Annotated in this window: 21 protein-coding genes and 1 pseudogene; 6 read left to right on the top strand and 16 right to left on the bottom strand. The window is 66.8% G+C overall.

Features of this window, described 5'->3' with window-relative positions:
- Window positions 1-3: 3 nt before the first annotated feature.
- On the bottom strand, window positions 4-2,949 hold the full coding sequence (locus JOF56_RS40805; protein WP_209644945.1) for a tetratricopeptide repeat protein: 2,946 nt from the start codon (window positions 2,947-2,949) through the stop codon (window positions 4-6).
- A 140-nt stretch (window positions 2,950-3,089) separates the two neighbouring features.
- Here JOF56_RS40805 and JOF56_RS40800 point away from each other — a divergent pair, with 140 nt between their 5' ends.
- Window positions 3,090-4,121, top strand: a complete 1,032-nt coding sequence (locus JOF56_RS40800; RefSeq protein WP_245378581.1) for a Gfo/Idh/MocA family protein — start codon at window positions 3,090-3,092, stop codon at window positions 4,119-4,121.
- 4 nt (window positions 4,122-4,125) lie between these two features.
- Here JOF56_RS40800 and JOF56_RS40795 read toward each other — a convergent pair whose 3' ends face one another.
- The 5 genes and pseudogenes from JOF56_RS40795 to JOF56_RS40775 all read right to left on the bottom strand — a co-directional run bounded on the left by JOF56_RS40795 (window position 4,126) and on the right by JOF56_RS40775 (window position 8,833).
- Window positions 4,126-5,556: an Nramp family divalent metal transporter gene (locus JOF56_RS40795; RefSeq protein WP_209644943.1), complete on the bottom strand. Its 1,431-nt coding sequence runs from the start codon at window positions 5,554-5,556 to the stop codon at window positions 4,126-4,128.
- Between the two features lie 164 nt (window positions 5,557-5,720).
- Window positions 5,721-6,092, bottom strand: a complete 372-nt coding sequence (locus tag JOF56_RS40790; protein ID WP_209644941.1) for a hypothetical protein — start codon at window positions 6,090-6,092, stop codon at window positions 5,721-5,723.
- Window positions 6,093-6,181: 89 nt separating this feature from the next.
- Window positions 6,182-6,946 (bottom strand): annotated as a pseudogene (locus JOF56_RS61175) (LysE family translocator); the annotation flags it as partial.
- A gap of 157 nt (window positions 6,947-7,103) precedes the next feature.
- Window positions 7,104-8,279: a cytochrome P450 gene (locus JOF56_RS40780; protein ID WP_209644939.1), complete on the bottom strand. Its 1,176-nt coding sequence runs from the start codon at window positions 8,277-8,279 to the stop codon at window positions 7,104-7,106.
- Window positions 8,276-8,833 (bottom strand): class I SAM-dependent methyltransferase, encoded by a 558-nt coding sequence (locus JOF56_RS40775; protein WP_209644937.1) that lies wholly within the window; start codon window positions 8,831-8,833, stop codon window positions 8,276-8,278. The genes JOF56_RS40780 and JOF56_RS40775 overlap by 4 nt, the downstream gene beginning before the upstream one ends.
- A gap of 129 nt (window positions 8,834-8,962) precedes the next feature.
- Between JOF56_RS40775 and JOF56_RS40770 the strand changes: the two genes are divergently transcribed.
- From JOF56_RS40770 to JOF56_RS40755, 4 genes are all read left to right on the top strand, one after another.
- Window positions 8,963-10,057 carry a sensor histidine kinase gene (locus JOF56_RS40770; protein ID WP_209644935.1) on the top strand — a complete coding sequence of 365 codons (1,095 nt, stop codon included), beginning with the start codon at window positions 8,963-8,965 and terminating at the stop codon, window positions 10,055-10,057.
- On the top strand, window positions 10,054-10,701 hold the full coding sequence (locus JOF56_RS40765; RefSeq protein ID WP_209644934.1) for a response regulator: 648 nt from the start codon (window positions 10,054-10,056) through the stop codon (window positions 10,699-10,701). The genes JOF56_RS40770 and JOF56_RS40765 overlap by 4 nt, the downstream gene beginning before the upstream one ends.
- Window positions 10,702-10,803: 102 nt before the next feature.
- Entirely contained in the window at window positions 10,804-12,087 is a 1,284-nt protein-coding gene (eno, locus tag JOF56_RS40760; RefSeq protein ID WP_209644932.1) for a phosphopyruvate hydratase, read from the top strand.
- Between the two features lie 74 nt (window positions 12,088-12,161).
- Window positions 12,162-13,070: an NADP-dependent oxidoreductase gene (locus JOF56_RS40755; RefSeq protein ID WP_307855475.1), complete on the top strand. Its 909-nt coding sequence runs from the start codon at window positions 12,162-12,164 to the stop codon at window positions 13,068-13,070.
- A 9-nt stretch (window positions 13,071-13,079) separates the two neighbouring features.
- Here the strand turns inward: JOF56_RS40755 and JOF56_RS40750 are convergent, their stop codons facing one another.
- Window positions 13,080-14,021, bottom strand: coding sequence for a helix-turn-helix transcriptional regulator (locus JOF56_RS40750; protein ID WP_209644930.1), 942 nt, complete (start codon window positions 14,019-14,021; stop codon window positions 13,080-13,082).
- Window positions 14,022-14,141: 120 nt separating this feature from the next.
- Between JOF56_RS40750 and JOF56_RS40745 the strand changes: the two genes are divergently transcribed.
- A complete protein-coding gene (locus tag JOF56_RS40745; RefSeq protein WP_209644929.1) occupies window positions 14,142-17,549 on the top strand; it encodes a S8 family serine peptidase in 3,408 nt (1,135 codons plus the stop codon).
- A gap of 44 nt (window positions 17,550-17,593) precedes the next feature.
- On the opposite strand, the gene JOF56_RS40740 is transcribed toward JOF56_RS40745, so the two are convergent.
- The 9 genes from JOF56_RS40740 to JOF56_RS40700 form a co-directional block, all read right to left on the bottom strand.
- A complete protein-coding gene (locus JOF56_RS40740; protein ID WP_209644927.1) occupies window positions 17,594-18,076 on the bottom strand; it encodes a poly-gamma-glutamate biosynthesis protein PgsC/CapC in 483 nt (160 codons plus the stop codon).
- On the bottom strand, window positions 18,070-19,251 hold the full coding sequence (pgsB, locus tag JOF56_RS40735; RefSeq protein ID WP_209644925.1) for a poly-gamma-glutamate synthase PgsB: 1,182 nt from the start codon (window positions 19,249-19,251) through the stop codon (window positions 18,070-18,072). The genes JOF56_RS40740 and pgsB overlap by 7 nt, the downstream gene beginning before the upstream one ends.
- A complete protein-coding gene (locus JOF56_RS40730) occupies window positions 19,251-20,342 on the bottom strand; it encodes a cache domain-containing protein (RefSeq protein WP_209644924.1) in 1,092 nt (363 codons plus the stop codon). Before JOF56_RS40730 ends, pgsB begins: the two co-directional genes overlap by 1 nt.
- Complete coding sequence (locus JOF56_RS40725; protein WP_209644922.1) at window positions 20,339-21,319, bottom strand: cache domain-containing protein; 981 nt, start codon at window positions 21,317-21,319, stop codon at window positions 20,339-20,341. The genes JOF56_RS40730 and JOF56_RS40725 overlap by 4 nt, the downstream gene beginning before the upstream one ends.
- Complete coding sequence (locus tag JOF56_RS40720; protein ID WP_209644920.1) at window positions 21,316-22,230, bottom strand: hypothetical protein; 915 nt, start codon at window positions 22,228-22,230, stop codon at window positions 21,316-21,318. The genes JOF56_RS40725 and JOF56_RS40720 overlap by 4 nt, the downstream gene beginning before the upstream one ends.
- A 91-nt stretch (window positions 22,231-22,321) precedes the next feature.
- Entirely contained in the window at window positions 22,322-22,972 is a 651-nt protein-coding gene (locus JOF56_RS40715) for a response regulator (protein ID WP_209644919.1), read from the bottom strand.
- The gene (locus JOF56_RS40710; protein WP_209644917.1) at window positions 22,969-24,096 is read right to left on the bottom strand and encodes a sensor histidine kinase; all 1,128 of its coding nucleotides are present in this window, start codon (window positions 24,094-24,096) and stop codon (window positions 22,969-22,971) included. Before JOF56_RS40710 ends, JOF56_RS40715 begins: the two co-directional genes overlap by 4 nt.
- A 179-nt stretch (window positions 24,097-24,275) precedes the next feature.
- On the bottom strand, window positions 24,276-24,656 hold the full coding sequence (locus JOF56_RS40705) for a DUF8189 domain-containing protein (RefSeq protein ID WP_209644915.1): 381 nt from the start codon (window positions 24,654-24,656) through the stop codon (window positions 24,276-24,278).
- Window positions 24,657-24,991: 335 nt separating this feature from the next.
- Window positions 24,992-25,696, bottom strand: a complete 705-nt coding sequence (locus tag JOF56_RS40700) for a tyrosine-type recombinase/integrase (RefSeq protein WP_307855474.1) — start codon at window positions 25,694-25,696, stop codon at window positions 24,992-24,994.
- Between the last annotated feature and the right edge of the window lie 76 nt (window positions 25,697-25,772).

Below are 25,772 nucleotides of genomic sequence, written 5' to 3'. Positions count from 1 at the left end.
TGCTTATGGGTGCTCGGAAACGACGATCGCTGCCGCTTCGTCGTGGCGGCCGGCGCGCTCCAGCGCCTTTCGCAGTGAAACAAGAGTGGCGCGATAGATCGAGCCGTACGAGGCAGGCTCGTTCTGTTCGGCGGAGCGCAGGAGGGCTGCGGCGTCCCGGTATGCCTCGATCGCGTCAGTCGTCTTTCCGGAGTCTTCCAACATCGTCGCCATTCGCAGGTGGCATCGCGCCAGGTCGTCCCGGTGGGCTTCGGGTTCGTGTTCTGCCAGTGCGCGGTACATGTCCGTTGCTTCGGTCAGCGTCTTGGTCGCCTGCTGCCGATGGTTGCAACGCCAGAGGTGAACGGCGTGGTTGGCGAGACTGTAGGCCAGGAAGACGGTGTTTTCATCGGGCTGCGCCGCCATGAGAGCCCGCTGGATCCGCTGGGCTCGTTCAGAGGCCTTGAGAGCCTGTTCACTGTCGCCTGAATCGCTGAGAATCGTTGCGAAGTCGGTCAGCAGCAGAGCCAGGCCGGATTGATACCGCTCAGGAGAACGCTCGGCCAACAGTTGCTGGATGAGGACTGCTTCCTGCATCGCCTTGACGGCCTCCGTCGTCTTGGTCACGGCGTTCAGGCACCTGGCGAGCGAGTGCAGTGCTCGTGCGAGGGCAGGTTTGAACTGATCCGGCGCATCAGCCGCCAGCTGACGACAGATCTCGGTCGCTTCGGTCGCGGCTGCCAGTGCGTCCCGGTTCTGGTCCAGCCGGGACAACCCATGCGCGAGACGAACGAGCGAATCCCCGAGACCGGTATCGGCAAGCTCCCGCTGGATCTCGATCGCCGATCTGATCGCCGTCAGCGCATCGTCGTGATGGCGCAGGCTGTAGAAGACCTCAGCCTGGTGGCTGAACGCATGAACGAGTTCCAGCAGATGCTTGCCAGGTTCCCGGGAAACGAGCGCCTGGTAGATGTGTACGGCCTTCTCGATGGCCGCGGCGGCCTCACTGTAACGGCCCGCTTCCGACAGCCGGTGCGCGTGTGTGTAGTACGACTCCGCGACGGATGCGTCATCGGGATCTTCTTGGGCAGCACCGCTTTGCAGGATTACGGTCGCTTCGGTGCTGGCTTCGAGAGCCTCGTGCGTCAGGCCCACATCGGACAGGTGCGTGCTGAGCCGGTCCAGGGCGAACGCGAGCCGGACCGGGCGCTCGTCCGGTTCTTGCCGCGCCTGCTTCCGGGTGATCTCCACGGCTTCCCGGGCCGAGACCACGGCTTGCTGGCTCACGCCTGCGACCCGCTGCAGCGACGCGAGCCCAAGCAGCGCTGTGACCAGGTCAGGCCCGTGCGCCCACATCGGCTGGTTCTCGGCCAGTATCCGGCAGTGCTGGACGTGCACCTCCTGCAGGGCGCATCTGACTCGCGGATATGCGTCCGGAATGTGCAGGCCTTCCAACCGGACGTTGATGTCCGACCTGTCCATGTAGTCCTCACCGAGCACGTCGCGGAGGTCCTGTTCGGTCAGGTTGGTCACGTCCATCGCCGCCCTCGGCGTGCCCTGCGGCCCGGCGGCCGCGATCTCGGCTGTCATGCCGTGGCGGCGGACGAGATCCGCGAGCGCGGTGTCCACATCGGAGCCGACGATTCCCTGCTCGATGACCGCCGAGCAGACCGTCGGCAACAGCGACCGATCACCGTCGACCAGGCCGAGCAGAACGGGCAGGTTCCCGGAAAACGTCCGGCAGGCACGCGCGAGAACCGGCACCGCATCCGCGGCCGGCCCGGCCAGCAATTCCGGCGTACGAGCCAGCGTGTCGAGAAGCAGCCGCTCACCGACCAGATGCGGCTGCACGTCCAGACGCCCGTCCAGGCCACGGGAGTACTGCCGGAACGCCCACCGGGCCACGACAACCCGTGTCTCCTGGGCGGATTCGTGGGAGAACTGCGGTACCCGGCTGAGCAGACCGGCTGCCTCGGCAGTGGTCACCGACGTCAGGAGCATCAGCACCGTGACCGCCTCGGCGAGAACCTCGGCATCACACGTCAGAGGCAGCGCGTCCCGCGTCCAGCGCTGTGTTTCCAGACCGACGAGATCGCTGCTGATCGCGGCCAGTGAGGCGCGATGCCTGCCAGGCCGGTCGAGGACCGCAAGCAACGCCCTGGCTTGCAGAAGGAGAAACGTGTCTTCGTCATCGCCGATCTTCTCCTTGGTCAACTCCGGGACCGGGAGCCCGAGTTGCTCGGCGTAGGCGCGGACAGCTTCGCCGTACCACCGTTTCCGATCGTTCCTCCCGCCGACAGGTGCCAGGACACATCGGATGACGGGATCTGAGAGTGATGGACTTGTCGGGAGGCGTTCCGGGGCACGCGTGAGCACCAAGATCCGGAGTTTGGCCGGGTGCCTGCCAGCCTGGCGGAGCAATGTGTCCAGATCAGCCAGGTTTTCCGCGTCCTCGACCACAATCAGGGCCGGTTGTGACGTGGCTGCGATTCTGTCGACGGCACCGGCGACCGAGGTCAGTCTCCCGGTGAGCCAGCCTTGGGGGAGCCTTTCGGCGACTTCGATCGCCAGCCGGCTTTTGCCCACACCCGCGGGACCGGCGATCATCCGGACCACGCCGGCCGACTCGTCCCGATCGATGCACCAGGAAACCAGTTTGTCGATCTCCGGCGCCCGGCCGCGCACCGGCGACGGGCAGTACGACGCGGTCAGCCGGAACACCATGCCCACGTCCTGGCGTTCCGGTCTCAGCGGTGCAAGGACTTCGTCGAGCCGGGGGCGGCCATCGGTCCCGCTTTCGGTGATCTGCCACGCCAACAGGCCGATCTGCACGGCGACCAGCCCGGCTGCGGCGGCCGCCAGGCTCCACGAGAACGTACTCGTCACCAGGTTGGTCACGGCACCGAGGGCCGCGCCCGCCAGCACCGACAGCAGGCCGTGCCACCAACGGAATCCGCGCAGTCGCCACACGCCTGATAGTCGGTGTTGGGGGCGGCGGCGTAACGAGTGCCGGGAATGAGATCCTGTGCCCCGTTGATCACTGTGAGTGGCTGGCGAGGATGATGGGCCGCGCAATCCCGTGCTGTCCGTACTGAAGGGACCCCGAAAGCATGACGACACTTCCTGCTCCGCGTACGCCGGATCCGATGGAGGCACCAGCCGTGCGGTGGGGCATCCTCGCGCCGGGCTGGATCGCGCGGCTGTTCTGCACCGCTCTGCGGGACGGGACGCGGCAGGAGATCGTCGCCGTCGGTTCGCGGGGCTTCGACCGGGCGAAGCTCTTCGCTGACGACTTCGGCGCCCCGTCGGCGTACGGGTCCTACGAAGGGTTGGTGAACGACCCGAACGTCGACATCATTTACGTGGCGTCGCCGCATTCGGAGCACTACGCGCACGCCCGGCTCGCGCTGGAGGCGGGCAAACCGGTCCTGGTCGAGAAGGCCTTCACCCGCAACGCGGCCGAGGCCCGTGACCTGGTCGCGCTGGCCAAAGCGAAGAACCTGTTCCTGATGGAGGCGATGTGGGCGCGCTTCCTGCCGCACTACGACGTCATCCGGCAGGCCGTGGCGAACGGCATGCTCGGTGAGGTGACGACGGTCTTCGCCGACCACGGCCAGCCGCTGTACCCCGGTGGGCCCGAGCGGCTGTCCAATCCGGCCCTCGCCGGTGGTGCCCTGCTTGACCTTGGCGTGTACCCGGTGTCGTTCGCGGACTTCGTGCTGGGACCGTTCACCTCGATCACGGCGGTCGGTGCGCTGACCGATCTCGGAGTCGACAGTCAGGAATCCATCACTGTGACGAACGCGTCTGGTGCGCAGGGCGTCCTGCACGCCTCGATGCTCGGCAGATCGGCCTCGACGGCGTCCGTCTGCGGCACAGTCGGCCGGCTGGACATCGGTGGCCCGTTCTACGCCCCGACCTCGGTCCGGTTGTACGACCGGTACGGCCAGTTGGTCGACCAGCACGACAAGGTGCAGGACATGGAGCACGCGGCCCTGCGGTACCAGGCCGCCGAGGCCGCACGCTGCCTGGCCGCCGGTCAGACCGAGTCGGAGCTCTTCCCGCTTGAGGCCACCGTCCGGGTCATGGCGGCGATGGACGAGGTCCGTGCCCAGCTCGGAGTCCGTTACCCGGGCGAATAAGCCGTCAGTCGAACAGCTTGGCGCCCTGAGTGACGATGGTCAGCACCGAGAGCACGCCGAACAGGCCGACCGACCAGCACAGCGCGGCGATCCGGCCGCCCCGGATGCGGATCTGGTCGGGGAGCACGCGGCGGTTGAGGACGATCAGCAGAACGGAGTAGATGAACATCATCAGCCCGCCGACGCAGGCGGAGAGCACCAGCAGGACCAGCGGCTGGTCGAACCCGGCGAGCAGGATGACACAGCCGAGCAGTACGAGGATCCAGACGAGGACGACGTAGAGGGTGCTCTCCTTGGCCTTCTGCGCGTACGAGGTCTTGATGACGTCGGCCGCCAGCCTGCTGGTGTAGTCGGTGATGCCGAGTGCGGCGGCGAACAGCGCGAATGCCCCGATGAACCAGAAGAACGCGCCGAACCAGCCGCCGCCGACGGCGGTATCGAGTGCCTGTCCTTCGACCTTCAGGAAGCCGATGCTGTTGGACAGACCCGGCTTGCCGTACACCGTCGAGTACGCCAGCAGCGACGTGAACGTGATCGTGACGAACGTGATGAGCACGAAGGTGTAGAGCTGCTCGCGGTTGGCCAGCCGCCACCAGGCCCGCCACCGGCGCATGTTGTCCTCGTCCGGTTCGAAGATGAACCCGGTGCTGGGGGCGGCTTCCGGCTTGCCGGTCAGCGGGCTGGCGATCCGCGGCACGTACTTGCCCATGCCGAACTGCTTGTCGCGGATCCAGTTGCTCTGCACCAAGTTCTGCCCGCCGCCCGCCCCGGCGAACGCCAGGGCACCCAGCAACAGAGCGAACCCAAGCTCGGTAGGAACACTCGCATCGGTGACGATGCGCGGCAGACTGCTCCACGCGTCGGCAGTGATCGCGAAGAAGGCGCCAACGACGACAAGAACGATGACCGCAGCCACCTTGAGCATCTCGGCGCGTTCCAGTGCGACGTAGACGACCGGCGCGAGCGTGAGGATGAGCCCGATCACGACGAGCATCCCGATCGCGATCCAGCGGACATCACCGCCCCAGAGGTACGTCACCAGCGTCGCCGAACTCGTCGCCCACCCAGGCCAGAGGTTCGCCAGGTAGGTCAGCACCGCGAACACCAGGCCCCAGTGCCGCCAGAACCGGCTGAAGCCGGTGAGCGCGGTCTCGCCGGTGGCCAGCGTGTAGCGCTCGATCTCCATGTTCAGGAAGAACTGCGTGACCACCCCGACCAGCGCCGCCCAGACGAACACCAGCCCGACCTGCGAGGCGATATAGGGGAAAAGAATGAACTCACCGGACGCCAGGCCGACACCGGCAGCGACCACACCCGGCCCGATGATCCGCCACGTCGAGGCAGGCGCCTCCGGCAGCGGCCGGACCTGCGGGCGTGCCAGGTGTTTCGCCGGAAACCTGTCGGCCGCGGAGGCCGGCGTGCCGCGAGTCGTCATCGACCCCACCCTTCACCGGTACTACCAGGAAAGCGATGCCACCACCCCAGGGTTGCGCATTTTCCCCAGAAGATCCAGATCCAGTCGGAGACAAACCAACATCACGGCCAAAAAGGACAGTCCGGTGCCAGGTCGTGGCCAATGTCAAAGGCAAGCGCCGCGACTTAGCCGAGGCAACGCAACCAGATCACACGCGGTCCGCCGATGACGTCCTCGCGGGGCTCCACGTCCACAATGCCGAGCTGAACTCGGGTCTTCGTGTTGGTGTCGGCACCGACACAAGTAGGTCCTTGCGCTCCGTCATGCCACATGTTGTCGCTGCCGGCCCACCAAGCGCCCGCGATTATGTAGCCGTTGCCGTCGCGTGTGTCGTCGCTGTCATGCAACGAGATCGCTGTACCGGTCATGTTGGGCACGGCCCACCCCTCAACGACGTCGGGCACCGCGATGTGCCGCGTGGTGAACCACCAGATCCCGAACGCGACCGCGGCGACCAAACCTACTGCGGCTGGCGCCACGAGTCGATGCTTGTTCATGGCTATCTCGCTATCAGCATACGTCGCCGACGAGGCCTGCAGTCGCCCTGTAGGTCGTGAAAGCGTGCCCGAAAACCCCGGGTGCTTTGTCAGGCGCCAGGTTCCCCAGTTTCTTTCCTTATGATAACGAAGTCTGTGCCGATCGAGCGATACAGGCAAGTTGCCTTCAGCCAATTGGGCCGTACCCAGCAGGACTTCCTAGCGCTGGAAGACGAGTAGTTCGCTGGTCTCGTGTTGGGGCCCATCGCCGAGTGTGGCAGCGCTGCCTCGATCTTGGCGAAGCCTGCCTGGATGACCTCCTCGGTCATGTGCTCGAAGGCTGAGACGGCACGCAGCTTCAGCTTCTCGAAGTCCTCGGCCAGGTTCGCCGAGCGAAGCCAGGTGACTTCGTCGCGAGAAACGAGCGTCCATCCGGCACCGGCGAAGTCGCTTCGCACCTCTTGTGCGGACCGGAACTGTGCCTTGTCGGCTTTCCTCCAATGTGCTCGGCAGACCCAGCCGCATAGGTGACAGCGGGATGGGTGGCGTGGGCAAGGGCTTGAGCACGCATCTTGTCTGACGGCTCGACTCCGTGGACGGGGGCCGCCGAAGACTGCCGCGGCTGCGCGCTTGATCCATCGTTGGATGGAGGGGCGGCGCAGGAGCAGAGCGGAGAATGTGCCGGCCGCGATGCCGAGGGCGCTGTCCATGATCAGGCCGATCACGAAGAGCACTGCGCCGAGAACCAGGATCTGCAGACCTGTGGACCATCCGCCCACGGTGATGAACTGGGGGACGAAGGCCAGGTAGAACAATACGACCTTGGGGTTTCCGATGTTGGTCAGGACGGCCTCCGCGGCGGCCGCCGACCATGCCGTGCGCGAGGATGAACATCATGCCTGGGCCTGGCACGAGGTTGAGCACCACGCAGGCGACGACAAAACCGAGAACTGCGTTGAGCTCCATGCAAGGCATCCAAGCACGAACCGCTCTGGAGAACCGCGACATTATCGGCGCGGACCGCTGTGTGATTCAGGTGTGGACCAGCAGTCTGTCCACGCCGTGCACGATCGACGTGGTCCGGAATGCGGGGTGATCTTCGGCCAGGCGCATGGTGGGGAATCGGCGTACCAGCGCTGGGTAGGCCGCGCGTAGTTCCATCCGCGCCAGTTCTGCGCCGACGCAGCGGTGTGCGCCGTAGCCGAATGCCAGGTGTGTGTCGGCGGGGCGGGTGTAGTCGAAATCGGTTGCAGCAGAACGGTTGGCGGCTGACAGCGACACCACGACCACGTCGCCTTCTTCGATCTGCTGGTCGCCGATTCTTATTGCGTGCCGGGCAAAACGGGGGAACGCGACCTGCACCACGCTCAGGTGTCGCAGCAACTCTTCTACCAACGGGCCGACTGCGGCGTCGTCATGCATGGACGCACGAGCGCGGTCGTCGCGCAGCAGCACGATCGCGCCGAGCGCGAGCATGGACGCAGTAGTGTCGAAGCCTCCGGTGAGCACGCCATCGGCAAGGCCTGCCAGTTCTTCGTCGCTCACGTCGCGGCCATGCGTGCGGATGATCGTCCCAATCAGACCGTCGCCAGGGGAGCGGCGTTCGCGTTCGACGATCTCCTGCATGTAGATCAGCGATTCGGAAAGTGCACCCAGTGCTTGACCGGCTCCTGCGAAGAGGTCGAACCGGGCTACGGCCAGCTTCTGGAATCGGTCACGGTCCTCATAGGGCACGCCGAGCAGTTCGCAGATCGTGAGCGACGGGATCGGCAGGGCGAATTCCTTGACCAAATCCACTGGGCCGGGTGTGGCCTCGATCGCGTCGAGGCGCTGGGTGACGATCTCGTTGATGCGTGGCATGAGCCGGGACAGCCTGCGCATGGTGAATTCCGGTGTGAGTAGTTTGCGCAGTCTGGTGTGGTCGGGTGGGTCGGCGAAACCGAGACCTCCTGGCGACGGTTCGATGTGGCCGATGGTGGCGGCGAGGCGTGCGTAGTCGTTGCTGAACGCCTTGGTGTCCGAAAGCACCGTTTCGGCCTCGCTTCGGCCGGTGATCAGCCACATACGGACGCCGAACGATATCCGCAGGCGGTGTACGGCACCGGACTGCCTCATCCGTTCCAGTTCGGCGGATGGTTCCACTCCGTCGCGCTTCAGTGGGAACAGCGCGAGTTTGCCGATGACCCACGTCCGGATCTTCTTGATCATCGTGTTGCGGCCGCCCGGTGGACGAACGCGGGCGGCAGGTTGCCCCACACGACCCGGCTGCGGCCGACGAATCCGAATCGCTTGGTCAGTGACGCCTCGAACCGTCGTGCGGCGGGTAGCCATGCCGCGTGCAGGTAGGCGAAGGTCGCGAACCGGCCGCTCGGCGAGAGGATCTCGCAGACCTGGTCGAGGATCCGTTCCTGCCGCTGGCTGGGGAACAGTGCCCAGGGCAGGCCGGACACGACGATGTCGGCCGACCGTACGTGGCGGGTCAGATCCTCAGCGGACCCGGTGACGACCTCGACTCCGTCAAGGCGCCGCGCGAGGTCGCCGGCCAGCCTCGGGTTGAGCTCGATGGCGGTCAGGCGGGCGCCTGGTTCCAGCCGTGCGAGCAACGCTTCGGTGAACACTCCGGTGCCAGGCCCGAGCTCGACGACGTGCGCCGCGCGCTCCACACCGATGCCCGCGACCATCGCCGCGGCCAGGCGCCGGGAGCTGGCCGCGACCGCACCGGTGCGGCCAGGGCTGCGAAGGAATTCCCTGGTGATCGACATGCTTTCGAAGCTAGGAACGCCGATCTCGCCAAGCGTCCACTTCGGAGTCGCACTATCTCCTACCACGGTAGGAGAACCGTGCTACCGCAGTAGGACGCGCTCGCGCCCGGCGACATTTATGGTCAGGCGGTGCACCGCCTGTACCAGTGGCTGCGCGACCACCCGTGGATCGCGGACATTCCGCTCTACGCCTACCTGCTGTCCTCGCCCGTGATACAGCACCGGCCGGACTGGGAACCGGTGTGGCCATACGCGCTGGCGCTCGTCGTGATCGTGCTGCCGTTGCTGTGGCGGCGTCGTCATCCGGAACTGGCCGCGCTGATCGTGTTCGCCGTAGCGGCCGTACAGCTGGGGATGCAGTCCTATAACGGCGTTCCTGGCGATATCGCGATGGCGGTCATGCTCTACACGCTTGTCGTTCTGGGCAAACGTCGAGCGGCGGTGGTCACTGCGGTGGGCATCGTCGCGCTGGACTTTGTGTGGGCCGCGACCACGTTGACCGGTAAGCAGTTCGGTCTGTTCGCGACGGTCCTGGCGATTCTGCCGTTGCATCTCGCGGCGTGGGCGCTGGGCGAGTTCGTCCGTAGCCGGCGCGGATTCGCCGCGGAGGTCGAACGGCGTGTGCTCGCCGAGGATCGGGCCCGGATCGCGCGGGAGCTGCACGACGTCCTGGCCCACAGTGTGAGCGTGATGGTCCTGCAGGCCGAGGGCGCGAAAATGATCGCCCGCCAGGACCCTGAACGGGCGGCGAAGGCCTTGGAAACCATCGGCAGCACCGGCCGCGGAGCCGTCGGGGAACTGCGCCGCCTGCTTCAGGTCCTGCACGACGCCGAACCCCAGCTCGGGGTCGGCGACCTGCCCGAGCTGGTCGCCCGGTCGGGCGAAGGACGGGCACCGGTCCGGCTGGAGGTCCGGGGCGACGGCGACGCCCTGCCGGCGAGCGCGGCGCTACAGACGTACCGGATCGTCCAGGAAGGCCTCACCAACGTGCTCAAACACGCGCCGCCGGACGCCGAGACCAATGTGCTGGTCGAGTTCGGCGACGAGGTCCGCATCGAAGTGGTGAACAGCGGCGGGACCGGGCGTGCACCGGCGCTGCCCTCCTCCGGACGTGGCCTGGCCGGGGTGGCACAACGCGTCGAGATGTTCCACGGCACCCTGCACACCGGTCCGACGCCGGACGGCGGGTTCCGGCTCGCCGCGACCCTGCGAGCGGCGTCATGACGGCACGCGTACTGATCTGCGACGACCAGGAACTGGCGCGCGCCGGGTTGCGCATGATTGTGGACAGCCAGGACGACCTGACGGTGGCCGGCGAGGCTGCGGACGGGGCAGCCGCGGTCGAGCAGGCTGTCGCGCTGCGGCCGGATGTCGTGCTGATGGACGTGCGCATGCCCGTGTTGGACGGCGTCGCCGCGACCGGGAAGATCTGTGCCCGGCTGTCCGATACCCGCGTCCTGATCATCACGACGTTCGACCTGGACGAGTACGCCTACACCGGGTTGCGGGCCGGCGCCAGCGGGTTCGTGGTCAAGGACGCCCCGGCAGACGAGCTGCTCGTCGCGATCCGCGGGGTGCTGCGTGGCGACGCGATGGTGGCGCCGTCAGTGACCAGGCGTCTGCTCGACCGATTCCTGGCCGGACCGCCGGACACACGGCCGCTCGACGTGCTCACCACACGCGAACGGGACGTGTTGGCACTCGTCGGCCGTGGCCTGACCAATGGCGAGATCGCCGCCCAGCTGTACATCGGTGAGACGACGATCAAGACCCACGTCGGGAGCATCCTGCGCAAGCTTGGCCTGCGCGATCGAGTGCACGCGGTGGTGACGGCCTACGAGACAGGCTTGGTGCGGCCCGGAGGCTGAGTGACCTGGGTAAGTCTTCTTCTTGATCGGTTCTGATAGCCTCCAGGCGCCCGGGGCGGCTCAGCGTCGCGCCGCTCTGAAACAGCATGTGAGGAGCGCTCTATGACTGCCATTGTCGCCGTCCGTGGCCGTGAGGTCCTCGACAGCCGAGGCAACCCGACCGTCGAGGTGGATGTCCTGCTGGAAGACGGATCGTTAGGTCGTGCGGCGGTGCCGTCCGGCGCGTCCACCGGGACCCGTGAGGCTGTCGAGCTGCGCGACGGCGACAAGTCCCGGTACCACGGCAAAGGCGTCCGCAAGGCCGTAGACGCGGTCAACGGTGAGATCGCGGACGCGGTCGTGGGGCTCGACGCGGAATCGCAGGCAGAGGTGGACCGTGCCCTGATCGACCTGGACGGCACCGCAAACAAGGCCCGGCTCGGGGCGAACGCGACGCTCGGCGTGTCCCTGGCAACGGTCAAGGCCGCCGCGGTCAGCAGTGGCCTGCCGTTGTACCGCTACGTCGGCGGCGTGTTCGCCCACCTGCTGCCGTTGCCGATGATGAACATCATCAACGGCGGCGCGCACGCCGACAACTCGATCGACTTCCAGGAGTTCATGATCGGCCCGGTCGGGGCGGAGAGCTTCGCCGAGGCGGTCCGGATGGGCTCCGAGGTGTTCCACACGCTGCGCAAGTCCCTGCACGACGCCGGTCACAACACCAACGTCGGCGACGAGGGCGGATTCGCCCCCAACCTGAATTCGGCCGACGAGGCGCTGCAGTTCGTGGTCAAGGCCATCGAGGACTCCGGCTACACCCCGGGCGAGGACATCGCCTTGCTGCTCGACCCGGCCGCATCGGAGTTCTACGCCGACGGCGTGTACGACTACGTGGGCGAGGGGCGCAAGCGCAGCGTCGAGGAGCATGTCGCCTACCTGGCCGAACTGACCGAGCGGTTCCCCATTGTGTCCATCGAGGACGGAATCGCCCAGGACGACTTCGACGGCTGGAAGCGGTTGACCGACACCATCGGCGGCCGGGTCCAGCTTGTCGGCGACGACGTGTTCTGCACCAACGTGACCATCCTGCGCGACGGGATCGAGCGGGGAATCGCCAACTCGATCCTGGTCAAGGTCAACCAGATCGGCACCCTCACCGAAACACTGACCACAGTGGACACCGCGCACAAGGCCGGTTACTCGGCCGTGATGTCCCACCGGTCGGGCGAGACCGAGGACACCACCATCGCCGACCTCGCCGTGGCCACCGGCTGCGGCCAGATCAAGACCGGCTCACTGTCCCGCTCGGACCGTACCGCCAAGTACAACCAGCTCATCCGTGTCGAGGAAGAGCTGGGCACCGAAGCCCGGTACGCGGGCCGCGACACCCTGCGCGGCAGCCGCTGACACCAGTGTGACGTTCCCGCCCGGCAAGATGGGCGGGAACGTCACGCCGGATACGGTGCTGATCGACTGCGGAGGTGAGTGTGCGGGCGTACGGGTTCGTGCAGGTCGGTGGGCCTGAGCAGGAGTCGTTCCTGGATGTGGCGGTGCCTGAGCCGGGGCCAGCGGAGCTGCTTGTGCGGGTGCGGGCGGCGGGAGTGAACCCCGGCGACTGGCGGCTGAGAGATGGCTCCTATGGCGACTTGCGTTCCGCGGTGCTGGGCCGTGAGGTCGCTGGGACAGTCCTGAAGCTCGGTTCCGGCGTGACCGGGTTCGCGCCTGGCGATGAGGTGTTCGGTGGCTGTCCTGGAATGGTCGGTGGCTGGGCTGAGCAGGCCTTGGTGACGGCCGGGTTCGCCGCGCACAGGCCAGACGGAGTCTCACCAGAGGCTGCCGCGGTGCTTTCGGTCGCTGCCGGTACGGCATATGACGCCCTCAACCAGTTCGATCTGCCTGAGGGCGCGACTCTGTTGGTGAATGGGGCCGGTGGTGGCGTCGGTGTGCCGATTCTGCAGCTCGCCCGGCTGCGCGGAATTCGTGTCATCGGCACGGCAAGCCCGGCGAAACACGATCTCATCGCGGGGCTCGGCGCGATTCCAGTGTCCTATGGGGACGGTGTGCTTGACCGGATCCGGGCCGCGGCGCCGGACGGGGTCGACGGTGTGTTCGACCTTGTCGGTGGGGAGGCCTTGCGCACGGTCGCCGCGTTGGCGCCAGCCGGCCGGTTGTTCTCCGTCGCGGACAAGCCGCTGGTGAAAGAGCTCGGCGGGCGAGATGTGGCGCGCGACCGCAGCAACCGGGTGCTGGCCGAACTGGCCCAGCTGGTGGCTGCTGGGCAATTGGACCCGCACGTCACGGAGGTACGGCCGCTCAGCGAGGCCGGCGAAGCTCTCGCCCTCGTCGAGCGGGGACATGCGTGGGGCAAAGTCGTCCTGGTGCCTGGCTGACAGATGGTTTTACAGCCAGCCGCGCTGGGCGGCTATCACGCCTGCCTGGAACCGGTTGGTCGCGCCGAGACGAATGTGCAGTGCGCTCACCCGGCGCCGCATGGTGCGCAGTGACAGGCCGAGTCGCCGGGCGATGGCTTCGTCCTTGAGCCCGGCGGCCATCAGCGCGAGCAGCGACCGGTCCTCGCTGCTCACCTCGTCATCATCGCCCTGCAGTGGTACCGATTGCCGCCAGCACAGTTCGAAGAAGTCGACCAGGGCGTCCAGCAGCGCCGACGGCCGGACCACGACGGCGCTTACGTCGCTCATGTCGAACGAGAGCGGTAGCAGCGCCAGCCGGCGGTCGGTGATGGCGAGCTTGACCCGCAGGCCGGGCAGCACCCGGGCCTGTTCACCACGCCGTGCCAGGTCTTGGATCTCCAGCAGGGTGCCGCCTTCGAGCGCCTCCGGCGCGTACACGCCGCGGTAGCGGACACCGCGGGCGAGCGCGGTGTCCTCGGCCGGGTTGCTTGGGGCCTGCGCGTACGGCGGAAGGACTAGACCAAGCACCTCCTCGCGGGCCTCCTGCTGTAACCGCACGAACCAGCGCAGGAGGGCGTCACGGCCGCGCACGATCTCGATCTGTTCCGTACCATCGGGATGTGCTGTCACCGCCAGCCGCGACAGTTCGCCGACCGCCGCCCTGACCTGGTCCAGTTCGCCCGCCCGGGAGCGGATCAGGGCTTCCACGGCGATGTGCGGATCGATGGCCGCGTACCGGTGCGGCCGGCCGGCGAGCCGGTCGACCAGCCCGTGCGCCCGCAGCCGGTTGAGCGCACGGGTGACCCGCTTCTGCGAACAGCCGACATCTGTGGCCACTGTGGACGGTCCGGCGGTGTGGCGGGCCAGAAGCGCGCGATACACCGACTCGTCGAACGAATCCACACCCGCGGCACCCAGCAGATTGATCACTGCTTGATCGTGGCCGCTGTGTGCCACTGACAGCAACGGGCCAACGGGAAATCTTGTGTGGCCATGGTCATCGGCCCTAGGACGGTTACAGGGGCCTGCAACCCACCGCGAGGGAGCACGATGACCGCGATTCGCCGAAGACTTGTCCTTGCCCTGACCGGAGTACTCATCGCCGGTACCGCCATACCGGCCAACGCTGAACCGGCGGACGACCCACCCGCCGGCAACGTGGTCACGCTGATCACCGGTGACAAGGTCAGCGTCACCGAGTTCGGCGCGGGACGGCGAGCTGTGGCCGTCACACCGGGCAAGAACCGTTCGGACGTCACCTTCTACAAACAGAGTCAGGATGGTGGCGACGTCACCATCATCCCGTCCGACGTGGTCGGGCTCTTGCACGACGGCACACTCGATCCCCGGCTGTTCAACGTCACCGGCCTGATCCGTGACAGGTTCGACGACGCGCACAGCGCGAGCCTGCCGCTGATCATCACGCACACCGCCGACCGCCGACCGGTAGCGCTTGCCCAGGCGGACGGCGCCACGGACCAACGCGCACTGGCGAGCATCGACGCCACCGCAGTCGGTCAACGGCGTGACCGGGCCGTCGAGTTCTGGGCCGGCATCGCACGGGAACCAGCGGCCGCGCTCGAGTCCGGAATTCGCAAAGTCTGGCTGGATGCTCGCTATGAGGCCGTGGACGACGTGGGCAACGTGCAGATCGGCGTGCCCGCTGCCCACGAAGCCGGTTACACCGGGACCGGCGTGAAGGTGGCCGTGCTGGACACCGGCTGGGACTACGACCATCCCGACCTGCAGGGCCTGGTCATCGACGAGCGTAGTTTCGGGCTGGCCAAGAACGCGAACGACGACAACGGCCACGGCACGCACGTGGCGGGCATCATCGCGGGCAGCGGCAGCGCGTCCGGTGGCAGGTACGCCGGTGTGGCGCCGGATGTGGACCTACTCATCGGCAAGGTCCTGGATGACAGCGGCAGCGGCTCCGCCTCGCAGATCATCGCGGGCATGGAGTGGGCGGTCGCGGCAGGCGCGGACATCGTCAACATGAGTCTCGGTTCCCGCTTTCCCAGCGACGGCACCGACGTGATGTCCCAAGCCGTGAACGCGTTGTCCCGGCAATCGGACACGCTTTTCGTGGTTGCCGCGGGCAATTCGGGGCCAGGCGCCACCACGGTCGCCGCGCCGGCCGCTGCCGATGCGGCATTGACTGTCGGTGCTGTCGACAGTGCCAGCGTGATCGCCCCGTTCTCCAGCCGCGGACCCCGGCTCGGTGACGGCGCGGTCAAACCGGAGATCACCGCGCCCGGCGTCAACGTGATCGCGCCACGAGCCAAGGGCACTCCCATCGGCGACGTTGACCCGGAAGGGCCGATGGGGCCGATCAACGACAACTACACCGCGCTGTCCGGCACATCGATGGCAGCGCCGTCGGTCGCCGGGGCAGCGGCGTTGGTCGCCCAGCAACACCCTGGCTGGGACGGCGAACGACTCAAGGCCGCGCTCACGTCCACCGCCAGCCCGCAGTCCGGGCAGGATGTGTTCATGCAGGGCAACGGCCTGACCGACCTGGCCAGAGCAGTCCGCCAGCCGGTGACAGCCGAACCCGCCAGCCTGGCGATGGGATTCTTCGCCTGGCCGCACAAGGACAAGGCGCCGGTGACGAAGACCGTGACCTACCGCAACGACGGAACCGTGCCGGTATCGCTGCGGATCACCTCGACGCCCACCACATCGGTGCCCGCGGGGTTGCTGCGCCTGTCTGTCACCGAGATCGCTGTCCCTCCACATGGGACGTCTACTGTGGACGTGACGCTGACGCCTTCGGCTGGTGTCACGACGGCAGGTGGCGACTTCGGCTGGAGACTGGTGGCGGCGAGCGCGGACGGCCTGACCAGGCTGCAGACCACGGCTGGGACGCGCTTCGAGACCGAGAGCTATGACTTCACATTCACAGCCATCGACCGCAACGGGAACACGCCACGCGCGCCGTACCAGACCTTTGTCATGGCCGACCCGATCGACAGGAAGGGTGCCAGCACGTTCGCACGGGTGGACACGATCAACCCGAAGGCCACGCTGCGGCTGCCCAAGGGCCGGTACGGCCTGACCGCGATCACGACCACTGTCACGAACGGCGTTCCCACCGAGAACACCCTCGAAAGCCGGCCACGCGTCACATTGGACCGGCACACCACGCTCGAATTCGACGCCCGGAAGGGCAAGCCGGTGTCCGTCGGGGTCGCATCGGAGGAGAAAGTGACACCGACGTTCGCTGAAATGGGAGGCCTGCACACTGGCGCCGGGGAGACCGCGGAGTTCGGCGCATGGCGCCCGTACTTCTCGAAGACGGCGTTCTCAGCGGTTCCGACCCCGTTCTGGGAAAGGGACAGCTCGTTCCGGTACTACTACCGCACCACACTGGTGCCACCACAGGACGACGTGACCACGCCGATCGCGGGCCCGACCTACTCATTGCTGGAGGACAACCGGGGTGGCGTGCCGGATCGGCTGTCCTACGACGTTCCTGTGCACAGTCTGGCCAAAGTGGATGCCTGGTACGGCAAACGGGCGGGATCGCTCAACAATGCGGCATACCTCGTCGCCGGGTTCGCGCCGGGCCAGGTCGGCTCGACGGCCATGACCGTGGTGCGAAACGTGCCGATTCCCAGTCGCCGCGTGGAGTACTACAGTCCGGGCGCGTCCTGGGCAGGAATGATGAGTCGTTCCCGAACCCCTGACGGCACCGCCTACTACTCACTCGGGCGGCTGATCAGCCAGCCGCGTACCTACCCGGTCGGGCGCGTCACCACGGAGATGTGGAATTACGCGGTCGACGGGCCGGCACTTGCGGCGAACGGGCAGTTCCTCACCCGGGCCGGAGATCGCATCACACCGGCGTTCGCGCTGTGGGGTGACTCGAACCCGAACCACTACAACTACAACGACCGGCCGTTTACCAGAGCCAAGGCCACCCTCTACCGGGACGGCGTCGCGGTGGGTACCGTCGACCGGCCTTGGGAGGACGAGGAAAACTTCGCCGGTCCGGTCTTCTGGACCGTGCCGGACAAGCAGGCCTCGTATCGGCTCGACGTGACGGCGACTCGGGACGCCTCGTGGCACGGGCCGAGGTCACAGCGGATCGAGGCGAGCTGGACGTTCCGCTCAGGGCACACCGACGCGACCACACCGTTGCCGGTCACCGTGGTCCGCTTCCAACCACCGACGGACGGCAACGGTGTCGCCACGGCTGGCACTCGGTTCAAGGTGCCGTTTACCGTGCAGCAGCAAGGAACCAAGCGCCAGGGAATCGACAAGCTCACAGTCGAGGCGTCCTACGACAACGGCACGACGTGGACACGTGTGCCGTCGACCATCTGGGGCGCCAGCGGCAAAGCGGAGCTCACCCATCCTGCCGGGCCAGGCTGGGTCTCACTCCGGGTGGCCGGCACCGACACTGCCGGCAACACCTTCAGCCAGACGGTGATCCAGGCTTACCAACTGGCCTGAGAACCTCTGTCGCTGCCAGGCACGCGCCTGGCAGCGACAGGATTTCAGGCGTGCGGCAGGAGGTTGAGCAAAACACCGGACAGCAGAACGACGTACGACATCAAGGTCACCACACTCGTCGATATCAGGGTGGCCTTGATCGGCTGACGGACACACTGATAGGCGATCAGGCCGGGCACGATGAAGCCGAGTGTGCCGTGGGAGAACAGGAACGGCCGGTCGTTCAGCAGGAAAAGGAAGATCGTCAGCTGGAGGAAGACGCCGAGCAGCAGCACCGCTGCGAAGAGGCGTTTGCCGTACAGGATGACGAACCGTTGCAGCAGCCTGGTGCCGAAATAGGTCGCGACGGTGACACCGCCGATGATCCAGAGCCGGCGGGGGTCGGTGATGAGCGCCAGTCCCAGCCAGCCTGGCGTGATCATGCCACCGGGGGAGAGGTTGGAGACCAGATAGCACGCGAGCGAGAACACCAGGCCGATCGCGATTCCCAGCACAGCCACCTCGGCTGTCACTGTGGCTGTCAGCATGGGACTCCTGTTCTTTCCAGGTGGCGCAGCAGGATTTCGCCCTGGCCGTGGATGTTGCCGATGGCCACCAGGGATGCCTCCTGATCGATCTGCTCGACGATGGTGCGCAGGACGTCCTCGACCGGGAAGTTCGCGCCGCCGAGGTCGAACACGGAGCCGTCCCAGCCGGACGGGACCTTGACCAGCGCCGATTTGGAAGGGTGGCCGATTACGAAGAGCTTGTCGGTGAGCAGTTCGGGCACGATCTCGCCCATCTGGCCGTTGCGTTCCACCCGGTCGGGGCGGCAGTTGATGAGTGTGAAGACCGGTGACTGGATCTGCTGGCGTTCGATGAGCTCCTGCACGTTCATCACCGTGGATCGGGGGTCGTTGGCCGCGAAGACGTTGGCGAAGTGCAGCGACTTGCTGCCGAACCGGTAGGACTCGACGGTGAGCACGCCGGGATCCGGTGGCGCCTGCCACATGCCCTTGAGAGCCATATCCCTTGGTATGCCCAGTAAGCGGGCGACTTCGAGGGAGATGGCGACGTTCTCCTTGAAGCTGTGGTGCCGGAACCCGGACATGTCCTCATCGGTGATGTCGTCCGGGTCGACCGCGATCAGCCGGCAGGAACGTTTGTCGGCCTCCTGCTGGAGAATGTGCAGCAGGTCGCGCTCAGCGGTGACGCAGATGCCGCCCACGGGCATGGACCGCGACAGGGACCGGGCAACGTCCTGGAGAGTCGGGCCCATCTCCTGCAGATGGTCCTCGCGGACGTTGCTGAGCACGCCGATGGTGGACTGGATGAGCTTGGTCTGGTTGACCTCCTGCAGTGGGGGCATGACAGCCATGCATTCCATCACCAGCACGTCCGGCTGGGCCGCGGCCGCGCGCCGGACGATGCCGATCTGTTCGACCACGTTGGCGATGTCGAACTTCCGGTGGACGGGTTCTTCGGTGGCGTCGGGGTGGATAAAGCGGGCCGCGGTGCCGGTGGTCTTGGCGACGACGGTCAGCCCGCCGCCGCGCAGCGCCCCGGCACACAGCCGGGTGACTGAGCTCTTGCCACGGATGCCGTTGACCAGGACGCGACTGGGGATGCTGTCCAGATTTCGTTGGTGGCGGCGTTGTTCGACGACGCCCGCGATGAGCAAGGTGCCCAGCGCGATGCTGAAAACGGTGTACAGGAAGGACATTAGCTCCTCCGGAGCAGGCCGCGGCGCAGCAGTTCCAAGTCGCGTGCGATCAGGCCGAGGTGGTCGTAGCGGCGGACGATCACCGCGTCGTCGGTGTGGCCGCGGGCGATCTGTCCCGCGGCTTTCGCCAGTGCGGACAGCGGGCTGATGATCACCGCGTACAGCCAGCCGAAGATGACGACCGTGATCGCCGCGATGAGCACGCCGAGCAACAGCAGTTCACGTTTCTCACTCGAATGGGGAAGCGTCAGCGCCGTCTCCGGCCGGTCGGTGACCACCGCCAGACCGATCTGGCGCGTGGCTTCCTTGCTGGTCACCGGCGCCCAACTGACCACGTGCCGTTGGCCGTCCACGTCTCGTACAGCCGAGCCCGCGCCTTGAGTGGCAGCGGATTGGGCCGCCTGATCGAGATCCGGCCGGGTCAGTGGTTCGAACGCGGTGAACCCGGTGGTCGCCCCGATGACTTTTCGCTCCTTGTTGAGCAGCCGGGTGTTTCCCGGTCCTGCCAGGGAAAGCGGCCGGATCAGCGCCTCGGGTTTGAACTCGGCGACGAGCCGGCCGGCCCGTGGACCTGTGACAGGTACCGATACGAACACCCGCGGTGAGATGCCTTGTGCTGCCGCGGCGGCCAGGGCGGGCTTGTCCGTGGTCGTGATGACCGTGGTGTCGATGTCCTCACCGGCCTTTGCCCGGATCTCCCCGGTGGGGGCGAGGTACGCGGTGCCGCGGTACCGGTTCCTGGTGGACACCAGTTGCGACAGCAGCCGATTCGGCGTTTCGTCGTTGAGCACCCGGATACCGGCGGCGACACTGGCGAGATCCGACACCCCGCTGTCCAGCGAGCGTTGGAGCTGACGTGCGGCCAATGCCGTTCGCGCCTGTTGTTCGGCGGCGACACTGTCAGGGATGTCCTCGACCAGCCAGGACGATGGCGCGGTCGCTGTCGTGACGGCCAGGACGAGGAAGGCGACTGCGCCGAGCGCCCACATCGCGACGGCGACAGGGAAATAGCGTCCGAGGCTCGTCTCACCGGATGGCGGGACGTCGGTGTCCGGGGCGGATTTGTGATGGCGGCCAACGCGTACGGTCATTTCTCCTCAGACTGGGTGCGCCGGACATGTGCTTGTGCTTCGGCGATGCGGCCCGCTTCACCGAGTCGCGGGGACGCGCCCCGCCCGAGCCGTCCGATCGGCCGTAGTACCAAGAGATAGAGGCCGAGGAAGACGAACACGGTGAGCGTCGCGAGCGCGATGCTCAAGGTGATTGCTCGTCGTCGTGAGTCGTCGGCCGGGGCGTTGGTGTCGGTGGTGGCCTGGTTGGACACCACGGTCCAGTTGAGCGCGTTCGCCGGTGCCTTGCCGGGCAGGGACGTCCACGCGACCACTTCGGTCCGGTCGGCGTTGCGTTGTGCCCTGCTGCCGGCTGAACTCTCGCCAGGCTCCGCGGCCGGTGCGATCACTCCTTGCGGAGGCGCGCTGTTGTTCGGGCCCGCTATGACCGATCCGTTGTTGTCCAGCAGCCAGGCGCTCTGCGGACCGGCCACCGCCAGCAGATCGGTCAGCCGGTTCGGGTCGAGATGCCCGACCAGCAGGTATTTCGCCTCGCTCGGCTTACCGACCGGTGTATACTGCACGATCTGGTTGGACGTGCCCACCTGGGCCAGGCGCATACCCGCCTCGGCGGGCATCGGCTCACCGAGCACCGCGGGCTGTGCGGGTTCGCCGACTTGGGCGACCACCGCACGGGTACTCCGGTCGACCACGTACAGCGCCTTCCAGATCCTTTTGCGGAACGGGATCAGCAGGGCTTTGTTGCGCTGTTGCATCGACTCGTCGACGACAGTGGCGATCTCGGCCAGGCTGCTCAGCCCGCCGTTGAGTGACCGGGCGACAGCCTGTGAAGCCGCGACCGTGGTCTCTCGCCGGGCATCGAGCACGGACTGAGGGACCGGCGAGAAGTCCCGTGGGCGCGCCATGTAGACCCCTGCGGCCACGGCCAGCAGCAGGAACAGGACCAGTCCGGTGATCCAGGGCGCGCGGATGCCGGGAACGCGCTGGGTGCCAGTCACTGGCCGACCGCCTGCCGGGCCAGCGCCGAGACGACTCGGTCGCGTGATTCGGGCGTGTCGCGGATGTCCCGGGACACTTCGACATGGACGAAGTCACCACCGCGGGCGACGGCGAACCGCGCCTGGACGTTGGTGGTCCCTTCAAGGCCGGGGCACCCGGTCACCCATGGGCGGCACACCGACAGGCCTGCCGACTCGAGTCGCTGGGCGATACGGTCCACATAGGCACTGTGTAGTTCGGGGCCGGCGGAAACGACGACGTCACTGTCCGGTGCCGACTCGTTCTGGTAGCCGTGCAGTTGCACCACCGGCAACTTCCGCTGTATCAGCAATTCGTGCACTGTCTGGAAAACGCTGTCGGTCGTGTGCGCCATGTCGGCCTGTTCGCCTGACCGGCGATGGGCACCGGCCACTACCAGGACCGAGCCGGGAACCTTGCGGAACAGCCCGGTACCGAGCGACTCGGAGTCCAGGTCGGCCTTGGGATGGGGAATCTCGATTCCTAAATGGACTTTCGGGTCGATGTCCACGAGGATCCGGCCCCATCCGCGGGTGACCGCGGCCCGGTCGGATATCTCGTAGAAGGCTCGTTGGGTGGCGGTGTCGGCCAGCCTGCGGATCGTGTAGCCGACCGGCGCCAGGACATCCTCGGCCTCGCGCGGTCGGCCGTCGAGCACCCGGCGAACGCCGTCGCCGATGGCCGCACGCTGGGCGGGAGTCGGTTGCGTGTAGCCGGATTCCGTTGACATGCCCAGTGCGAACCGCTGGACGTCTGCCGACAGGTCGGCCTGGCCGTCGTCGGGCAGCTCGCTCTTCTTGGTGGTGGGAACCAGAAGCAGAACGAGTGCCACGACGACGAGCGCGGCCACGATGCCCGTCGCGGCCTTTATGGTCGTGCGGGAGTGCGTCACGAATCCGACGTTCCACGATCACGGGGACGCGTGCCGCCGGATGTAACTTTCCTCCAGGCCAGATCCGACTGTGAGCGGATCTGCGGGTCCTTCAGGCTGTGTAGCCTGCGTCGTATGCGATCATGGCGAGCTGCACACGGTTGGTGCAGTCCAGTTTGACGAACATCCGGCTGACGTGCGCTTTGACCGAGCCTTCACTCATGTCGCCGCAGCGGGCGATCTCGGAGTTGGACAGACCTTGCGCCAGCCAGCGCAGGACGTCGTTTTCCTTGCCGGTCAGGGCAGTCAATCGCGCGCGTGCCTGCTCGGCCCGCAGTGGGTCGTGGCTGGTGAATTTCGCCAGCACCGAGCGGGTCACCCGCGGCGACAGGAACGCGTCCCCGGCCGCCACCGACCGGACGGCGTCGATCAGTGCCCGCGGTGGCATGTCCTTGAGCAGGAAACCGACCGCTCCGGCGGAGAGTGCACGATGAACGTATTTGTCGAACGCGAACGTGGTCAGCATGGCGACGGCCGTCGTGGGCATGCGCCTGCAGATCGCCTCGGTCACCGCGAGCCCGTCCACACCAGGCATGTGGATGTCCATCAGCAGCACGTCAGGCCGATGGTGCTCGACCAGTTGCAGCGCCTGGGTTCCGTTGGACGCCTCGCCGAGCACCTTGATGTCCTCGGCTGTCTCCAGCACACCCCGGATCCCGGACCTGACCAGCGGCTCGTCGTCAACGATGCAGACGGAGATCATTGGCCGCCGCCCCTTTCCTCGGTTGCGAACGCGGCGGTCACCAGAAAGCCGCCGTCAGCTGTCGGTCCCCAGTGCAGGCGCCCGCCCAGTTCCCGTGCTTGCCTGGCGAGTGATCCAAGGCCCCGCCCCGAACCGGTGCCGCGGGTGCTCGGCGGGCATGCGGGCGGGCTGTTGCGGATCAGCAGCCGCGATCGGTCTGCCTCGATGTGGAATTCGACCACGACGTCGACCAGTCCCGCGTGTTTGTGCACGTTGGTCAGGGCCTCCCGGGCGATCCGATGCACGGCGCCGGACACGTCCGGTGGCAGGGCGTCGATCCCACTGTCCACTGTCGACTTGACAGATACGCCCGCGCGCCGGGAGGAGTCGATGAGCTCTGGCAGCGTCATCAGCTGTGGCGCGCGGGGAACCGGCTGCGAGTCGAGGACACCGACGATCTGCCGGAGATCATCCAAGGCGGCGCGGCTGGTCGAGCCGAGCAGGTGAGCCGTCTGATCATCCGATGGGCCAACGAGTTCGAGCCGTCCCGCGTGCAATGTGATGATGCTCAGCTTGTGCCCCAGGACATCGTGCATCTCACGCGCCATCCTGCCACGCTCGCGCGTCACAGCCTGCTCAGCGACCAGTTCCTGCTCCCGCTGCAGGGCGGTCGCCCGGTCCCGATACGCCGCGGCAACCTGATGCGACCGGCGGACATACGCACCGAGCAGAGCCGGGAACAGAACCTGAAACCCCGCGGAGGTCAGACTTTCGAAGACATCGGAGTCCTCCCACTCAGCGGAGGCGACCGCGAAGGACGCCCCAAGCACCGCCAACGCCCCCGGCAGCACCCTGGCCCGCGTCCCGACCGTGTACGCAGCGCATATAAGCACCGGCAGCACCCCACTCCACATAAGAAAGTGGATCGAGGTGACTCCGAGTAGCACAGCTGACGGCACAAGCCTTCTGACCATGAGCAGGACCACAGCACAGCCCGCCCACCACAGATCGCTGGTGCCCAGGCTCGCCGCGACAGCCGGCCCTGCCCAGGTCAGGACCGCCGCGACATCGAGAACGAGGTCTCGTCGGCGACGGTCGAAGCGGTTCCATCGAGCCTCGGCTCTCTCGACGAATGAAGCATTCAAGGCGGCGGTATCCCACTGTTGCTACGGTTGTGGACACCCTATTCGTTACCACAGAGCGTGACCGCCGCCCATGTGACACCTCTCGCCCCCAACCAACGCAACAATGGCGCAGCTACGGCCACAAAGGCAGTGAAACTGCTGGACGGGCCAGTCGTGATGGCCCGTCCAGCAGTTGTGCGTCATGCCCGTGCCCACGCGGTCCATGGGCCCTGGCCAGGGGCACTCTGCGTGCGGCAGTAGCCGACGAAGCCGATGTCGAATCGGCAGACCCTGGCTCGCCCATCGCTGAGGAATTCGTTCCACGGCGATGAGATGGAGACACCGCCGAGACTCGCCCAGCCGCTCCACGATCCACCGGCGGAGTACTGCCATCTGTGCTCCAGAATGTTGCCGTTTCGCCGGAACTCCTCCCAACGTCCGTCACAGTTCGGGACCGTCTTCGACAGGATCCCCACATCCGCCTTGGCCACGGCTTCGGTCGCCGATGCCGCGGCCGGAACCGACACGACCGAGGCCAGGAAAAGGCCCATCAGCCCCAGTGACAACAGCCTTCGAAACATATGCTTCCCTCCCAGTGATAGCTGCGCCGTCAGACTGGCCCAGCCACCGCTGCGCAGGGGTGCGCATCAGCGCCAGGTTCGTGCCGGATCGCGCCAGATGCCGCTGACCGGAGGGCCGATGGGGACACTGGATGTGGTGTCGTTCAACGTCTTCGTCGGCATGCGCTTCCGTGACGCCTCGGCCCCGGTGTCGTTTGCCACTGCTGAGGGACCACCGTGTTTGCCAGTCGTGGGACCACCGACACCCGCGCAGAAGTGGAACGGGTTATCACGCTGTTCATCGGCGGCCGCCGCGTTCCCGAACGACCGGTATGCGGCAAGACAGTGCATCCATGTCAGGTTGCGGGTGCCATGTACGCCGCCAGGATGTAGTTCGGGTGTCGATCAAGGTTCTTGCGGGCTCGGTCGTAGCGCATGGTCGTGCGCGGGTCGGCATGCCGAGCGGCAATCTGAACGTCCCGTAGGTCGACGCCCGCGTCGAGCATCGTGGTTACGAAGGTGTGGCGCAGCATGTGTGGATGCATCCGTGGCAGCCGTACCACCGATACCTCAGACAGCCTGCGCAGCCGTCGGGTTGCGCAGTGCCGGTCCATCCGCACGCCTCGCCGGTTGAGCAGGATCGGACCGTGGTCTTGTTCGCCGACGGCCCCGTCGATCGCCCGCCCGACCGCCGGCGGCAACGGCACCAGCACGACCTTGCCGCCCTTGCCGACCACGAGCAGAACGCGGTGCCCGTGTTCCTCGCCGACGTCGTTGATGTCCGCGGCGCAGGCTTCGAACACCCGTAAGCCCAGCAGGCCCAGCATCGCCACCAAGGCGAAGTCGAACCGGTTGACGGATTCCCGCGCGGCGGTCAGCAGCGCCTCGAATTGGAGATGCGACAGGCCGAGTGTGGGCGATTCGCTGGGCACCACCGGGCGCCGCACATACTCCGCCGGCGAGTGCTCGAGCACGGTGTCGATGACGCAGGTGCGGTAGAAGCCGGTGACGGCTGGTTCGGGGTGAGCGGGTAAACGCTGGTAGTCCGGGGCAACCCGCACCGAGGGCACCGACGCGATGGGCGGCAACCTCGACGCGCTCGCTGCGCCCGCGCCGGCCGGCCTCGGCGGAGGAGAT

Source organism: Kibdelosporangium banguiense, from assembly GCF_017876405.1.
Lineage (GTDB): Bacteria > Actinomycetota > Actinomycetes > Mycobacteriales > Pseudonocardiaceae > Kibdelosporangium > Kibdelosporangium banguiense.
The sequence above is the reverse complement of the archived record's forward strand: the minus strand, read 5'-3'. Positions and strand labels throughout refer to the sequence as shown.

What these genes read in the sequence shown, in the direction of transcription:
- pgsB (WP_209644925.1), bottom strand. Translation starts at nt 19,251, where the DNA reads ATGTCCTTCCTGTACACCGTTTTCAGCATCGCGCTGGGCACCTTGCTC.
- JOF56_RS40715 (WP_209644919.1), bottom strand. Translation starts at nt 22,972, where the DNA reads ATGATCTCCGTCTGCATCGTTGACGACGAGCCGCTGGTCAGGTCCGGG.
- JOF56_RS40745 (WP_209644929.1), top strand. Translation starts at nt 14,142, where the DNA reads ATGACCGCGATTCGCCGAAGACTTGTCCTTGCCCTGACCGGAGTACTC.
- JOF56_RS40730 (WP_209644924.1), bottom strand. Translation starts at nt 20,342, where the DNA reads ATGACCGTACGCGTTGGCCGCCATCACAAATCCGCCCCGGACACCGAC.
- JOF56_RS40790 (WP_209644941.1), bottom strand. Translation starts at nt 6,092, where the DNA reads ATGAACAAGCATCGACTCGTGGCGCCAGCCGCAGTAGGTTTGGTCGCC.
- JOF56_RS40740 (WP_209644927.1), bottom strand. Translation starts at nt 18,076, where the DNA reads ATGCTGACAGCCACAGTGACAGCCGAGGTGGCTGTGCTGGGAATCGCG.
- JOF56_RS40795 (WP_209644943.1), bottom strand. Translation starts at nt 5,556, where the DNA reads ATGACGACTCGCGGCACGCCGGCCTCCGCGGCCGACAGGTTTCCGGCG.
- JOF56_RS40705 (WP_209644915.1), bottom strand. Translation starts at nt 24,656, where the DNA reads ATGTTTCGAAGGCTGTTGTCACTGGGGCTGATGGGCCTTTTCCTGGCC.
- JOF56_RS40780 (WP_209644939.1), bottom strand. Translation starts at nt 8,279, where the DNA reads ATGATCAAGAAGATCCGGACGTGGGTCATCGGCAAACTCGCGCTGTTC.
- JOF56_RS40775 (WP_209644937.1), bottom strand. Translation starts at nt 8,833, where the DNA reads ATGTCGATCACCAGGGAATTCCTTCGCAGCCCTGGCCGCACCGGTGCG.
- JOF56_RS40800 (WP_245378581.1), top strand. Translation starts at nt 3,090, where the DNA reads ATGACGACACTTCCTGCTCCGCGTACGCCGGATCCGATGGAGGCACCA.
- eno (WP_209644932.1), top strand. Translation starts at nt 10,804, where the DNA reads ATGACTGCCATTGTCGCCGTCCGTGGCCGTGAGGTCCTCGACAGCCGA.
- JOF56_RS40765 (WP_209644934.1), top strand. Translation starts at nt 10,054, where the DNA reads ATGACGGCACGCGTACTGATCTGCGACGACCAGGAACTGGCGCGCGCC.